Here is a 12,519-nt window from a genome sequence, read left to right on the forward strand (position 1 = left end):
GAGCGAGGAGTTTTGGCGTGAAGCGACGCATACTGGCCGGAGCGGCACTGGCGGTGCTGCTGCTGACCGGTGCCGGTTGTACGGACACCAACGGTTCGGGCAGTGCGTCCGGCCCCTCCGCGAGCGCCGGTTCCGGATCCGGTGCCAGCGGCACTCCGGGCACCGGCACCTCCGGCGGGCCGGCCTCCGCCGCGGACAAGCAGATCTGCGACGACACCGAGGCGCTGGTGGCGCAGTCGACGAAGAAGTTCGGCGAGGAGGTCGTCAAGGCCGTCCAGGGCGGTGGCGGGGAAGCGGCCGCCGTCGCGGCGATCAAGACGCTGTTCGCCGAGTGGTCGGCCGGCATGCTCATCCAGTCGGAGAAGGCCACCAACCCGGAGCTGAAGAGCGCCCTGAAGCAGTACTCGCAGGGGCTGGAGAAGCTCAACAGCCAGATCAACACGGCTGCCGACCTGACCAAGCTGCAGGATCTCAACACTCCCGAGATCGAGGCCGCCACCGAGAAGGTCTCCCAGATCTGCGGCTGAACCCCGTTCGCGCGCCGGCCGGTCCCCGTCTGGGGCCGGCCGGTTTGGGTTACGGCGTGTCGATGGCGTACTCTTGCCTGCGGCGCATTTCCGTGCGCCACGTTGCTGCGTGCCTGATCGGTGCGCCCACGCAACTCCCCGTTGTAAGCCCGCAGGACAGGAGCACGCGCCCGATGTACGCGATCGTCAAGACCGGCGGCAAGCAGTACAAGGTCGCCGAGGGTGACGTGATCGAGGTCGAGAAGCTCGCCGGTGCGCCGGGCGACGCGCTGACCCTGACCGCGGTGCTGTTGGTCGACGGCGACAACCTCGTGACCGACGCGAAGGCCCTTGCCGGTGCCACCGTCGACGCCGAGGTCGTCGCGCACACCAAGGGTCCGAAGATTCGGATCCACAAGTTCAAGAACAAGACCGGGTACCACAAGCGCCAGGGTCACCGTCAGCCGCTGACCCAGGTGAAGGTCACCGGCATCTCGTCCGGAAAGTAGGCAGGCGATGGCACACAAAAAGGGTGCGTCCAGCTCCCGCAACGGTCGCGACTCCGCTGCCCAGCGCCTCGGGGTGAAGCGCTTCGGCGGGCAGGTCGTCAGCGCCGGCGAGATCATCATTCGCCAGCGCGGCACCAAGTTCCACCCGGGCGAGCTGGTCGGGCGGGGCGGCGACGACACGCTGTTCGCGCTGGCGCCGGGCGCCGTCACCTTCGGCACGAAGCGCGGTCGCAAGACCGTCAGCATCGTTCCGGTGGAGAACTGACACACGGTTTTTCCTGACGGCGGGTAGGGGCCTGAGCGGCTCCACCCGCCGTTTCTGTTTTTTGGCTCGGAGGCACATATGACCAGCTTCGTCGACCGGGTGGTGGTGCACGCCCAGGCCGGTAACGGCGGGCACGGCTGCGTCTCCATCCATCGCGAGAAGTTCAAGCCGTTCGGCGGCCCCGACGGCGGCGACGGCGGCCACGGCGGCGATGTCGTGCTCGTCGTCGACCCGGGCGTGCACACGCTGCTGGACTTCCGCTTCCGGCCGCACGCCAAGGCGGAGAACGGCAAGGGTGGGCAGGGCGACGACAAGGACGGTGCCAAGGGCGCCGACCTGGTGCTGCGGGTGCCCGACGGCACCGTCGTGCAGACCCCCGACGGGGAGGTGCTCGCCGACCTCGTGGGCGAGGGCACGACCTATGTCCTGGCGCGGGGCGGCCGGGGCGGGCGCGGCAACGCGGCCCTCGCGAGCACCCGCCGCAAGGCGCCCGGCTTCGCCGAACTCGGTGAGCCCGGCGACGCCCTCGACGCCGTTCTGGTGCTGAAGAGCGTCGCCGACGTGGGGCTGGTCGGCTATCCGTCGGCCGGCAAGTCGTCGCTGATCGCCGTGATGTCCGCCGCGCGGCCGAAGATCGCGGACTACCCGTTCACCACGCTGGTGCCGAACCTCGGCGTCGTGCGCATCGACGATCACACGTTCACCGTGGCGGACGTTCCGGGGCTGATCGCCGGGGCGGCCGAGGGCAAGGGGCTCGGGCTGGAGTTCCTGCGGCACATCGAGCGTTGTGCGGTGCTGGTGCACGTCGTGGACACCGCCGCGCTGGAGACCGAACGCGACCCGCTGTCGGACATCGACGCCATCGAGGCCGAGCTGTCCGCCTACGGCGGCCTCGCGGACCGGCCCCGCATCGTCGCGCTCAACAAGGTCGACGTGCCCGACGGGCGGGCCCTCGCCGAGATGGTGCGCGCGGATCTCGACAAGCGGGGCTGGCCGGTGTTCGAGGTGAGCGCCGCGACGCGCGAGGGCCTGCGCGAGCTGATGTACGCCATGGCGAACGCCGTCGAGGCGCACCGGGCCGCGGCGCCCCCGCCGGAGCGCACCCGCATCGTGATCCGTCCGGTGGCCGTCGACGACGACGGGTTCACCGTGGCGCAGGACGACGAGGGCGTCTGGGTGGTGCGCGGCCCGCGCCCCGAACGCTGGGTCCGGCAGACGAACTTCGACAACGACGAGGCCGTCGGGTACCTCGCCGACCGGCTTGCCCGCCTCGGTGTCGAGGCCGCGCTGGCCAAGGCCGGTGCGCAGGCGGGGGCACCGGTGCGCATCGGGGCCCGCGAGTTCGACTGGCAGCCGACGATGTACGCCGGGCGGGACTACGTTCCCGGAAGCCGGGGGACGGACTACCGGATCGAGGGACCGGCCACGCGGACCGGGGCCGCCGAACGCCTCGCCGCCCGCAAGGCGCGGCGGCAGCGCTACGAGGACCTGGAGATCGCGGCTGAACCGGCGCCCGCGCTCGACGCCGACGCCGACGCCTTCACGCTCGACGCCGACGACGAGGTCTGGGACGACGACCTCGATGACGACGTGGTGGACAACTCCACCGACGACGCGGAACCGGACACGGCTCGGTAGTCTCGCATCAGTGGACGCAGGGGATTTCGTCGCCGAGGTGCTCGCCGAGATGCGGGCTCAGGGCGCTGCCGGCGCCCGGTTCGACGCCGACCGGTTCGCCGTGGCGTACCAGCGCGACAACGGCGCCGCCCAGCCCGTCTGGATGTACCTGTCGACGCTGTTCGCCGAGTGCGAGCGGGAGCCGGAGACCCGCGGCGACCGGATCAGGCGCTACGTCACCACGCTGCTCGGCACCGAGGAGCCGCCCGCGGACTGGGACGCCGTGCGGCCGCTGCTGCGGCCCGTGCTGCGCGGGGCGATGTTCGGGCGGACCAGCGACGCAACCCGCCCGACCGTGCTGCGCCGGCCGGCACAGCCGTTCCTGGACGAACTCGTCGTGGTGGACCGGCCGACGTCCATGTCGTACGTGACCGTCACGATGACGGCCACGTGGGGCGTGAGCGACGAGGAGGTGTTCGCCGTCGCGCGGGCCAACCTCGCCGCCGCGGGTGTGCTGCCGGAGGCCGATCCGACCGACGGGCCGGTGCTGCTGCGGTTCGTCGACGACGGGGACGCCTACTGGCCGTCGCACCTGCTGCTCGACGGCTGGCTCGCCGGGCTGGCCGAACGGGTGGGCGGGCCGCCGGTGGCGTTCGTGCCGGACGTCAACACGCTGCTCGTGACCGCCGCCGCGCCGGAGGCCATGGAGTCCCTGCTCGAACTGGTCGCCGACGAGTACCTGGAGGCACCCCGGCGGTTGTCGCCGGTCGGGTACACGGTCGACGGCGTGGGCCGGGTCGTGCCCTACCTCGCGCCGCCCGGCCACCCGGCCGCGGTGCTGCTCGGCCGCGCCGAACGGCTCCTCGCCACCCGTGAGTACGCCGCCCAGCGCGAGCTGCTCGACGAGAGCCCCGTGCCGGAGTACGTGGCCAATCTGGAGCTGTACGCGCGGGACGACGGCAGCGTCTTCACCGTCACCGCGTGGGCCGTAGCCCTGCCCACCCTGCTGCCCCAGGGCGACTACGTCGGCATCGTCGTCGAGGGCGAGGAGGAGCCGTTCTTCCTGCCCTGGGGCGTGATCGTCGACGAGGGGCTGATCTCCGAGGCGGTCGAGTACCGACCCGTGCGCTACCACTCCGCCCCCGAACCGCCGATCGACGTGGTCGAGAAGTTGCGGGAGCGGGCCGTTCACCCTTGAGGGGGGTGGCCGGGGTGGTGGCCCCTCCGGGGGTGGGGGTGGGGTGGGTACTTTTCGGAGGTGGTGGAGGGCGGGGACGGATCGTTTCGGGTTGATCTCTTTCGGTTCGGGGTGCGGGTGGTCGGTGTGCCGTCGCTGGCGGAGCTGACCGCGCTGTTCCGGCGGTGTGACGACGTGGTGGTCGAGCACGGTGCGCAGGGGTGCTGCGCCACGGTGCGGTTCGACCGGACGGCGGCGGTGTTCACGGACGCGCTGGTGTCGGGCGTTCGGGATCTGGAGGAGGTGGGGCTGCGGCCGGTGTGCGTGAGCGGGGACGACGATCCACGGCCGTCGTGGCGACCCGCGTCGGAGGCGTTGGCCGTCGAGGCGGTCAACCTGGTGCTGCGGCTGCGCACGATCGCCCCGCGGGTCGAGCGGTGGGGCGCCGTCCGGTCGCTCCTGACCGGCCGCGATGCCGTCCGGACGGCCCGGCGCGCGGGATGATCTACGATTCGGCGGATGAAGGCTGGCCGGCGTATCGGGATCATGGGTGGCACCTTCGATCCGATCCACAACGGTCACCTCGTGGCGGCGAGCGAGGTGGCGGACCGGTTCGCACTCGACGAGGTGGTGTTCGTCCCGACCGGTGTGCCGTGGCAGAAGAGCGACGTCACGGTCAGTCCGGCCGAGGACCGCTATCTGATGACGGTGATCGCCACCGCGTCCAACCCGCGGTTCCAGGTGAGCCGGGTCGACGTCGACCGCGAGGGGCCCACGTACACCGTGGACACGCTGCGCGACCTGCGTCGGGCGTACGGGGCCGACGCGGAGCTGTTCTTCATCACCGGGGCCGACGCCCTGGAGAAGATCCTGTCGTGGAAGGACGCCGCGCAGATGTTCACGCTGGCGCGGTTCGTGGGGGTGACGCGGCCCGGGTTCGAGCTCACCGACGACCACCTGCCGGCCGACACGGTCAGCCTGGTGGAGGTGCCCGCGATGGCGATCTCCTCGACCGCCTGCCGCGACCGGGTCGCCGCCGGTAAACCGGTGTGGTACCTGGTGCCGGACGGGGTCGTGCAGTACATCGCCAAGCGCGGGCTCTATACGCCCAGGGATTAACACTGAGGCCATTGTCCGTGGGACGTGAGACGCTGGACTGGTTGATGTGATTCTTTACGTGACTACGAAGGGATACGGGTGCCCGCAACCGAGCGTGCCGTGGAACTGGCGTTGACCGCCGCGCAGGCGGCCGCCGACAAGAAGGCGCAGGAGATCGTCATCCTCGACGTGGCCGACCAGTTGGTCATCACCGACGCGTTCCTGCTCGCGTCGGCGCCCAACGAACGCCAGGTCATGGCGATCGTGGACGCCATCGAGGAGAGCCTGCTGACCCTGCCGGAGAAGGCCAAGCCGGTCCGGCGGGAGGGTGAGCGCACCGGCCGGTGGGTGCTGCTGGACTTCGTCGACATCGTGGTCCACGTGCAGCACACCGAGGAGCGGGAGTTCTACGCCCTCGACCGGCTGTGGAAGGACTGCCCGGTGATCCCGTTCGTCGACCGCGATCTCGCGGAGGCCTCGGCCGCCGAAGGGGACGTGTGACCACGCTGCTGCTGTGGCGGCACGGGCAGACCGCGTCCAACGTCGAGAGCCGCATCCAGGGCCAGCTCGACGTGCCGCTGACCGACGTGGGCCGTCGACAGGCCGCGGAGGCGGCGTTGCGCCTCGCCGGGCGTTCCCCCGAGATCATTGTCAGCAGTGACCTGCAACGGGCCGCGCACACGGCCGCGGCCCTGGCGGAGGTGACCGGCCTGCCCGTCGCCACCGACGTACGCCTGCGGGAGCGTCACTACGGTGAGTGGCAGGGACATACCGGTGCGGAGCTTCGGGAACGGTGGCCGGCCGGGTTCGCGCGCTGGCGGCAGGGCCAGGACGTCGACGAGGCCGGCGTGGAGAGCATCGACGACCTGACCAAACGGGTGGCCACGGCGCTGCGCGAGATCGTCGACCGCGAGTCCGGCCGCACGATCGTGATCGTGACCCACGGCGGCGCGGCCCGGCGCGGCATCGGCTCGCTGCTCGGCTGGCCCGAGCCGATCGTGCGCAGCCTGGGCGAGCTGGGCAACTGCCACTTCAGCGAACTCCGGCACCATCCGGAGGCGGGCTGGCGGCTGGTGGCCCACAATGTGGGCTGAGGGGGGAACGTCGGACCGCCGCTTCGCGTCTGACCCGGTATGCGTGTACTGACTGTCGCAACCTTGATCGTGGTCGCCCTGGCCGGTGGCGCGCTGTCCGGCTGCGCCGGTGAGGGCGGTGACCAGGCCGGAAGCGCGCCGAGCGGGTCGGCAACCCCGTCCACGTCACGGTCCGCCCCGGAGGACCCCTTCCCGCCGCAGCCGACCGGACCGACGCAGCCGTCGCGGGGTCCGGCGCCGACCAACTCTCCGGGAGGAGCGCCCGTGGGCACGACACTGACCGGCGTGCCCGAGGAGGGCGTCGAGCCCGGGTGCATGATCCTCAAGGACAAGGGGCAGACGTACCTGCTGGTCGGCGGCGACGAGACGCTGATCAAGTCGGGGCGCACGGTCACCGTGACCGGACGCGCCCGCAACGACATGGTGACGACCTGCATGCAGGGGACGCCGTTCGAGGTGACCGAGGTGCGGCTGGCGTAGCGCGGCCAATCCGTTACGGATCTGGGCTAACGTCCCTCCATGGCCGGCTCCACCCCCCGTATCGCTGTCGTCACCGACTCCACCGCCGCCCTCCCCGCCGACGTCGCCCACGAACTCACCGTCGTCCCGGTGACCGTCGCCATCGACGGCCGGAGCGGGCTCGAGGGCGACAACACCCCCGCCGACGTCGCCGAGGCGCTGGCCGCGCGGCGTCCCGTCACGACGTCGCGGCCGACGCCCACCGCGTTCGCCGAGACCTACGACAAGCTCTTCGCCGCCGGTGCCGAGCGCATCCTGTCGGTGCACATCTCGGGTGCGCTCTCCGGCACCGCCGGTTCGGCCTCGGTCGCCGCCGCCGAGTACGAGGGGCGGGTCGAGGTGCTCGACACCCGTTCGGCGGGGATGGGCGTGGGGTTTCCCGCCCTGGCCGCCGTCGAGGCCGCGCGGGCCGGTGCCGAGCTGGCTGCCGTCCGGGCCGCGGCGGAGGACGCGATGCGGCGCACGACGCCGTTCATCTACGTCGACACGCTGGAGTTTCTGCGGCGGGGCGGGCGGATCGGGGCGCCGCAGGCGCTGCTCGGCACCGCGCTCGCCGTGAAGCCGATCCTCGGGGTGCGCGACGGGGTGGTGGTGCCGCTGGACAAGGTTCGGACGGCGGCGCGGGCGCTGTCGCGGCTCGTCGAGCGGGCCGAGGAGGCCGCCGGCGGTGCGCGGGTCGACGTGGCGGTGCAGCACGTGGCGGCCCCGGAGCGGATGGACGCGGTGCTGTCCGCGCTGGTCGCGCGGTTGGACGTGCGGCACCGTTACACCGGCGAGGTCAGTGCCGTCCTGGCCGCCCATGCCGGACCGGGGCTGGTGTGCGCGGTTATTTCTGTTCTGGAACGGCCATGAGCACGACCCGGCGCACCGCCTCCGCATCCGGTGGGGTCTCGCCGCGGTGCACATAGATCATGTGGGTCGTGCCGATGAGGATCGTGGCGAGCGTGTCCACGTCCACGGTCGCCGCGATGCGGCCGAGGTGACGTTCTCTCGAGAGGTAGTCGGCGACCGCGGAGATGGCCTCCGTGACGACCGGGACCCCGGCGGGCCAGGTATGGCGTAGCCGCTCGGTCAACCCGTCGCGAACGGTGACCAGCTTGACGATCGCGACCGACGCGGACGCGTAGAGCGCGGTCAGCGCCTCGGTGAGATTGTCGACGACGGTGCCGCTGCCGGCCGACTCGTGCAGGGTGGCGGTGCCGCGATCCATCCGCCCCACCCGATCGAGCACGAACTCCGCCAGGAACGCGTCGAAGTCGGCGAAGTGCCGGTGCAGCACGCCCTTGGCGACGCCCGCCTCGGTGGTGACGGCGCGGCTGGTCAGCGCGTGCGGGCCGGCCCGCAGGAGCACGCGCTCGGCGGCGTCGAAGAGCTGTTCGCGCACGTCACGTAGGGCTACGCCGGTCGGCACGCTACCTCCCTGTTGAAGAGTGGGCGCGTGCCCATTAGTGTGGGCGCGTGCCCACTCTACCTTCTGGTCCTGGTCATGAACCTCATCGGCTTCGCGGCGTCGCGGAGTCCTTCGGCGCCGTTGCCGGGCAGTACGACCGGGCCCGGCCCACCTATCCCGAGGCGTTGATCTCCGCCCTGGTGGCCGCTGTCCCGGTTTCCCGTACTTCCTCGACGCGGGCCCGTCCCGAGGTCCTCGACGTCGGGTGTGGGACCGGGATCTCGGCGCGGCAGTTTCAGGCGCACGGGTGTGACGTGCTCGGGGTCGACGTCGATTCGAAGATGGTCGAGATCGCGCGTCGGCAGGGCCTGACGGCCGAGGTGTCGGCGTTCGAGACGTGGGACGCGCGCGGGCGGACGTTCGATGCGGTGGTGGCCGGGCAGACCTGGCACTGGGTCGATCCCGTGGCGGGGGCTGCCAAGGCGCGTTCGGTGTTGCGGCCGGGTGGGTTGCTCGCCCTGTTCTGGAACGTGCTCCAGCCGCCGGAGGAACTCGCCGAGGCGACCGTGGCTCTGTATCGGCGGTTCGTGCCCGAGCTGCCGATGATGCACAAGCCGGTGTCGGCCCTTGATGTGTACGGGGTGATGTTCCGGAAGGCGGAGGAGGGGATTCGTTCGTCGGGCGGTGCTTCCGGGGGATTCAGTGAGCCGGTGCGGTTGCGGTTCGACTGGGAGCGCACGTACACGCGGGACGAGTGGTTGGACGTGGTGCCCACGCAGGGCGGGCACAGCCGGCTGCCGGCGTCCACTTTGGACGCGCTGCTCGCCGGGATCGGGGACGCCGTCGATGCCATGGGCGGGTCGTTCGTTGCCCGGTACGCGGCGGTGGCTGTTACCGCCTCGGCCCTTTAGCTGTCCCGTTTTCCACATGCCAATCTGGTTGTCCACAGATCTTCGACGGGTGATGTGGTCGCGGGTGGTGCGCTTCTACGGTCTGGCGCATGGGTTGGTGGAAGCGGGACGGGCGGCCGGACGGCGTTGACGAGGCGACGGAAAGGGTTGCGCGGCAACGGTTTGCCCGGATGGTCGGGGAAGCGGTGGTGCCTCCGGCCGTCGTGGCGTCCGGGGTGTCGAGCGTGGCGGCTTTGTCCACTGTGGACAGTGTCGTGGCGGATGGGCGGGACATCTACTGGACCCGGGGGTCGCCGGAGCCGGTGGGGTCCGCGCGGGAAGGCGACGACCCGTGGGCGTTCCGGCGCGGCGGTGATCCGTGGGCCGTGCCCGACCCCGGTCCGGACGGCGCGGGTGCGGGTACCGATCCCACGGTCGACCCCGGGCGGGTGCGGCGGGCCTTGGCGGCGTTCGATCCGGGGCGGCGTGGGGTCAAGGCGCTGGCGTTCGTGGTGGCGTTCATCGCGGCCGTGGTGGCGGTCATTGTCTGGTGGCAGCGCCCCCGGGTGGAGCCGGTGCCGAGCATCGCCGGGCCCGACGCGGCCGTCTCCTCGGTGGCCGGCAGCGGTGCGCCGGGCGCCAAGGAGGTCGTCGTCTCCGTCACCGGGCGGGTGCACCGGCCGGGCCTCGTGTCGTTGCCGGCGGGTTCCCGGGTGGCCGATGCGATCGAGGCGGCCGGCGGGGTGCTGCCCGGTACCGACCTGTCGTTCCTCAATCTCGCTCGGCGGCTGGTCGACGGGGAGATGCTCGCCGTCGGGGTGAGCCCACCGCCCGGTGCCGTGCCGCCGGGGCCCGCCGGTGACGGTGGCGGCGGGCCGCTCAATCTGAACACCGCCACGCTCGCCGAGTTGGATGCGCTGCCGGGCGTGGGGCCGGTGCTGGCGCAGCGGATCCTGGACTACCGCACGAAGCACGGCGGATTCCGTTCCGTCGATGAGTTACGCAAGGTGGACGGGTTGGGGGAGGCGCGGTACGCGCAGCTCAAGGACCTGGTGACGGTGTGAGCCGGGGATCCGGCCGGTCGCGCGGCGGACCTCGGGTGAGTGCCGACGGGGAGGCGGTCGAGCCGTGGCCGGATCTGCGGCTCGTCGGGTGGGCGTTCGGGGCGTGGATGGCGGCCCTGGCCGGGCTGCACGGCTCGGCCGTCCCGGTGACCGTCGGCGCCGTGCTGGCGGCGGTGGCGGCCACGGCCGTCCTGTCGGTGCGCGGTCGCCGTTCGCCGGCGGCGCTCAGGGTGGCGCGGCACGTCGCGGCGGCCGTTCTGCTCGGGGCGTGTCTCGGCGCGGCGGTGACCGCTGCCCGCCTGGCCGAACGCGACAGCGGCGCACTGCGCGGACCCGTCCACGCCCGGGCCACGGTCGACGTCGAGTTGGTGATCTCCGACGATCCGCACGCCGCCCGGGCGGTGGCCGGCCGCCAACCGACCTACGTGGTGGCCGCGCGGCTGCGCAGCTTCCGCGCGGCGGCCGGCCCGCCGGTGCGGGCGGCGGCGCGCGTTCTGGTGCTGGGCAGCGATCCGGGCTGGCGCGGGCTGCTGCCGGGGCAGGTCGTGCGCGCCACCGGTCGGCTGTCGCCGTCGCGCGGCGGGGACCTGCGGGCCGGTGTGCTGTCGGTCAGCGCCGCACCCGAGCCGGTCGGCGGCCCGCCGTGGTACCAGCGCGCGGCGGGTCGGCTGCGCACCGGTCTGCAAAAGGCGTGCGCGCCGTTGCCGGCCGAACCGGGCGGGCTGCTGCCCGGGCTGGTGATCGGGGACACGAGCCGCCTCGACCCTGGACTGGAGGACGACTTCGTCGCCACCGGGCTCACGCATCTCACCGCGGTCAGCGGCTCGAACTGCGCGATCGTCGTCGGCGCCGTGCTGCTGCTCGCCCGCGCCGCGCGGGCCGGTCCGCGCACCGCGGCCGTCGTGTCGGTGCTGGCGCTGGTCGGGTTCGTCATCCTGGCGCGGCCGTCGCCGAGTGTGCTGCGCGCGGCGGCCATGGGCGGGATCGCGCTCGTCGGCCTGGCGACCGGACGGCCACGCGCCGCCCTGCCCGCGCTCGGCGCCACGGTGGTGGTGCTCGTGGCCGTCGATCCCGAACTGGCCGGGCACCCCGGGTTCGCGCTGTCGGTGCTGGCCACGTCGGGGCTGCTGGTGTTGGCGCCCCGGTGGCGGGACGGGCTGCGCCGGCGTCGGGTGCCGGCCGGCGTCGCGGAGGCGTTGGCCGTTCCGGCCGCGGCGCAGGCGGCCTGCGCGCCGGTGATCGCCGGGATGTCGGGCGTGGTGAGCCTGATCTCGATGCCGGCGAACCTGGTGGCCGTTCCGGCCGTCGCGCCGGCCACCGTCTGCGGGGTGCTCGCGGCGATCCTGTCGCCCGCGTGGCCCTCGGGGGCGGAGTTCCTCGCCTGGGTGGGGTCGTGGCCGGCGCGCTGGCTGGTGGCGATCGCCCGGTACGGGGCACAGGCACCGGCCGGTGAGATCCCGTGGCCGGACGGCACCGGGGGCGGGCTGCTGCTGGGCGGGGTGCTGGCCGTCGCGCTGGTCGCCGGCAGGTGGCGTTCGGCGCGGCGGGTCGTGCTCGTCGTGGTGCTGGTGGTCGCGGTGGTGGCGGTGCCGGTTCGGCTGGTCGTCGGCGGATGGCCGCCGCCGGACTGGATCGTCGTGGCGTGCGACGTCGGGCAGGGCGACGCCACCGTGCTCGCCGCCGGGCCGCACACCGCGGTGGTGGTCGACGCCGGACCCGAACCGGACGCCGTGGACCGGTGCCTGAGCCGGCTGGGCGTGACCCGGATCCTGATGCTGGCCGTCACGCACTTCCACGTCGACCACACGGGCGGGGTCGAGGGTGTGCTGCGGGGCCGTTCGGTGGGTGGGGTCGTCACGACGGCGTTCCCGGAGCCGGCCGGTGGGCGGGCCGCGGTGCACGCGGCCGCGCGATCGAAGCGGGTGCCGGTGATCGCCGCGTCGCCGGACTGGTCGGCACGCTGGGGATCGCTCGCCGTGCGGAGCCTCGGGCTGGCGGAGCCGTTGCGCGGCACCCGTTCCGACCCCAACAACAACTCGCTGATCCTCGCCGCGACCGTGGGCCGGCACTCCGTGCTCCTGCTCGGCGATGCCGAGGTCGAGCAGCAGTCCGCGCTGCTCACCGCCTACGGGCCGGCCGTCCGGGCGGAGGTCGTGAAATTGGCGCATCACGGCAGCGCGTTCCAGGACAAAGGAATGCTGGACGCGGTCGGTGCCGGGGCGGTCCTCGTCTCGGTCGGCGCGGGCAACGACTACGGTCACCCCAACGGTCCCGTCCTCGCGCGGCTCGCCCACCGCGGCGCCCGGATCATGAGGACCGACCGGGTCGGCGACATCGCGATCGTCACCCGCGCCGGCGCTCTCGCGATGGTGGGGGAACGGCGATGAGCC

At 72.7% G+C, this 12,519-nt stretch carries 15 protein-coding genes; 14 read left to right on the forward strand and 1 reads right to left on the reverse strand.

All coding sequences use genetic code 11. From position 1 onward, the window contains the following. Positions 1 to 17: 17 nt before the first annotated feature. The 11 genes from Val02_RS32925 (at position 18) to Val02_RS32975 (ending at position 7,637) form a co-directional block, all read left to right on the forward strand. Entirely contained in the window at positions 18 to 527 is a 510-nt protein-coding gene (locus Val02_RS32925; RefSeq protein WP_203903180.1) for a hypothetical protein, read from the forward strand. Between the two features lie 173 nt (positions 528 to 700). After that, positions 701 to 1,015, forward strand: coding sequence for a 50S ribosomal protein L21 (gene rplU, locus Val02_RS32930; protein ID WP_203903181.1), 315 nt, complete (start codon positions 701 to 703; stop codon positions 1,013 to 1,015). A 7-nt stretch (positions 1,016 to 1,022) separates the two neighbouring features. Then, complete coding sequence (gene rpmA / locus Val02_RS32935; protein ID WP_203903182.1) at positions 1,023 to 1,280, forward strand: 50S ribosomal protein L27; 258 nt, start codon at positions 1,023 to 1,025, stop codon at positions 1,278 to 1,280. A 78-nt stretch (positions 1,281 to 1,358) separates the two neighbouring features. Beyond that, positions 1,359 to 2,918, forward strand: a complete 1,560-nt coding sequence (gene obgE, locus Val02_RS32940) for a GTPase ObgE (protein WP_203903183.1) — start codon at positions 1,359 to 1,361, stop codon at positions 2,916 to 2,918. 10 nt (positions 2,919 to 2,928) lie between these two features. Further along, a complete protein-coding gene (locus Val02_RS32945; RefSeq protein WP_203903184.1) occupies positions 2,929 to 4,095 on the forward strand; it encodes a DUF1444 domain-containing protein in 1,167 nt (388 codons plus the stop codon). A 111-nt stretch (positions 4,096 to 4,206) separates the two neighbouring features. Further along, positions 4,207 to 4,578: a hypothetical protein gene (locus Val02_RS48345; RefSeq protein ID WP_275415635.1), complete on the forward strand. Its 372-nt coding sequence runs from the start codon at positions 4,207 to 4,209 to the stop codon at positions 4,576 to 4,578. A gap of 15 nt (positions 4,579 to 4,593) precedes the next feature. Further along, the gene (gene nadD, locus Val02_RS32955) at positions 4,594 to 5,193 is read left to right on the forward strand and encodes a nicotinate-nucleotide adenylyltransferase (RefSeq protein ID WP_203903185.1); all 600 of its coding nucleotides are present in this window, start codon (positions 4,594 to 4,596) and stop codon (positions 5,191 to 5,193) included. Between the two features lie 78 nt (positions 5,194 to 5,271). After that, positions 5,272 to 5,673: a ribosome silencing factor gene (gene rsfS, locus Val02_RS32960; protein WP_203903186.1), complete on the forward strand. Its 402-nt coding sequence runs from the start codon at positions 5,272 to 5,274 to the stop codon at positions 5,671 to 5,673. Further along, the gene (locus Val02_RS32965; RefSeq protein WP_203903187.1) at positions 5,670 to 6,266 is read left to right on the forward strand and encodes a histidine phosphatase family protein; all 597 of its coding nucleotides are present in this window, start codon (positions 5,670 to 5,672) and stop codon (positions 6,264 to 6,266) included. Before rsfS ends, Val02_RS32965 begins: the two co-directional genes overlap by 4 nt. Before the next feature lie 264 nt (positions 6,267 to 6,530). Continuing rightward, entirely contained in the window at positions 6,531 to 6,746 is a 216-nt protein-coding gene (locus tag Val02_RS32970) for a hypothetical protein (protein ID WP_203903188.1), read from the forward strand. A 39-nt stretch (positions 6,747 to 6,785) separates the two neighbouring features. Continuing rightward, entirely contained in the window at positions 6,786 to 7,637 is an 852-nt protein-coding gene (locus Val02_RS32975) for a DegV family protein (RefSeq protein ID WP_203903189.1), read from the forward strand. Here Val02_RS32975 and Val02_RS32980 read toward each other — a convergent pair. Beyond that, the gene (locus Val02_RS32980) at positions 7,612 to 8,196 is read right to left on the reverse strand and encodes a TetR/AcrR family transcriptional regulator (RefSeq protein WP_203903190.1); all 585 of its coding nucleotides are present in this window, start codon (positions 8,194 to 8,196) and stop codon (positions 7,612 to 7,614) included. The genes Val02_RS32975 and Val02_RS32980 overlap by 26 nt on opposite strands. Positions 8,197 to 8,375: 179 nt before the next feature. Between Val02_RS32980 and Val02_RS32985 the strand changes: the two genes are divergently transcribed. The 3 genes from Val02_RS32985 (at position 8,376) to Val02_RS32995 (ending at position 12,516) form a co-directional block, all read left to right on the forward strand. Continuing rightward, positions 8,376 to 9,086, forward strand: a complete 711-nt coding sequence (locus Val02_RS32985) for a class I SAM-dependent methyltransferase (protein WP_239153524.1) — start codon at positions 8,376 to 8,378, stop codon at positions 9,084 to 9,086. An 89-nt stretch (positions 9,087 to 9,175) separates the two neighbouring features. After that, positions 9,176 to 10,129: a ComEA family DNA-binding protein gene (locus Val02_RS32990; protein ID WP_239153508.1), complete on the forward strand. Its 954-nt coding sequence runs from the start codon at positions 9,176 to 9,178 to the stop codon at positions 10,127 to 10,129. A 107-nt stretch (positions 10,130 to 10,236) separates the two neighbouring features. Then, positions 10,237 to 12,516, forward strand: coding sequence for a ComEC/Rec2 family competence protein (locus Val02_RS32995; protein WP_203903255.1), 2,280 nt, complete (start codon positions 10,237 to 10,239; stop codon positions 12,514 to 12,516). Positions 12,517 to 12,519: the final 3 nt, after the last annotated feature.

The organism is Virgisporangium aliadipatigenens (assembly GCF_016863615.1).
GTDB classification, from domain to species: domain Bacteria; phylum Actinomycetota; class Actinomycetes; order Mycobacteriales; family Micromonosporaceae; genus Virgisporangium; species Virgisporangium aliadipatigenens.

Coding starts and splice junctions, on each gene's coding strand:
- rplU (WP_203903181.1), top strand. CDS start 701: ATGTACGCGATCGTCAAGACCGGCGGCAAGCAGTACAAGGTCGCCGAG.
- rpmA (WP_203903182.1), top strand. CDS start 1,023: ATGGCACACAAAAAGGGTGCGTCCAGCTCCCGCAACGGTCGCGACTCC.
- obgE (WP_203903183.1), top strand. CDS start 1,359: ATGACCAGCTTCGTCGACCGGGTGGTGGTGCACGCCCAGGCCGGTAAC.
- nadD (WP_203903185.1), top strand. CDS start 4,594: ATGAAGGCTGGCCGGCGTATCGGGATCATGGGTGGCACCTTCGATCCG.
- Val02_RS32975 (WP_203903189.1), top strand. CDS start 6,786: ATGGCCGGCTCCACCCCCCGTATCGCTGTCGTCACCGACTCCACCGCC.
- Val02_RS32990 (WP_239153508.1), top strand. CDS start 9,176: ATGGGTTGGTGGAAGCGGGACGGGCGGCCGGACGGCGTTGACGAGGCG.
- Val02_RS32995 (WP_203903255.1), top strand. CDS start 10,237: ATGGCGGCCCTGGCCGGGCTGCACGGCTCGGCCGTCCCGGTGACCGTC.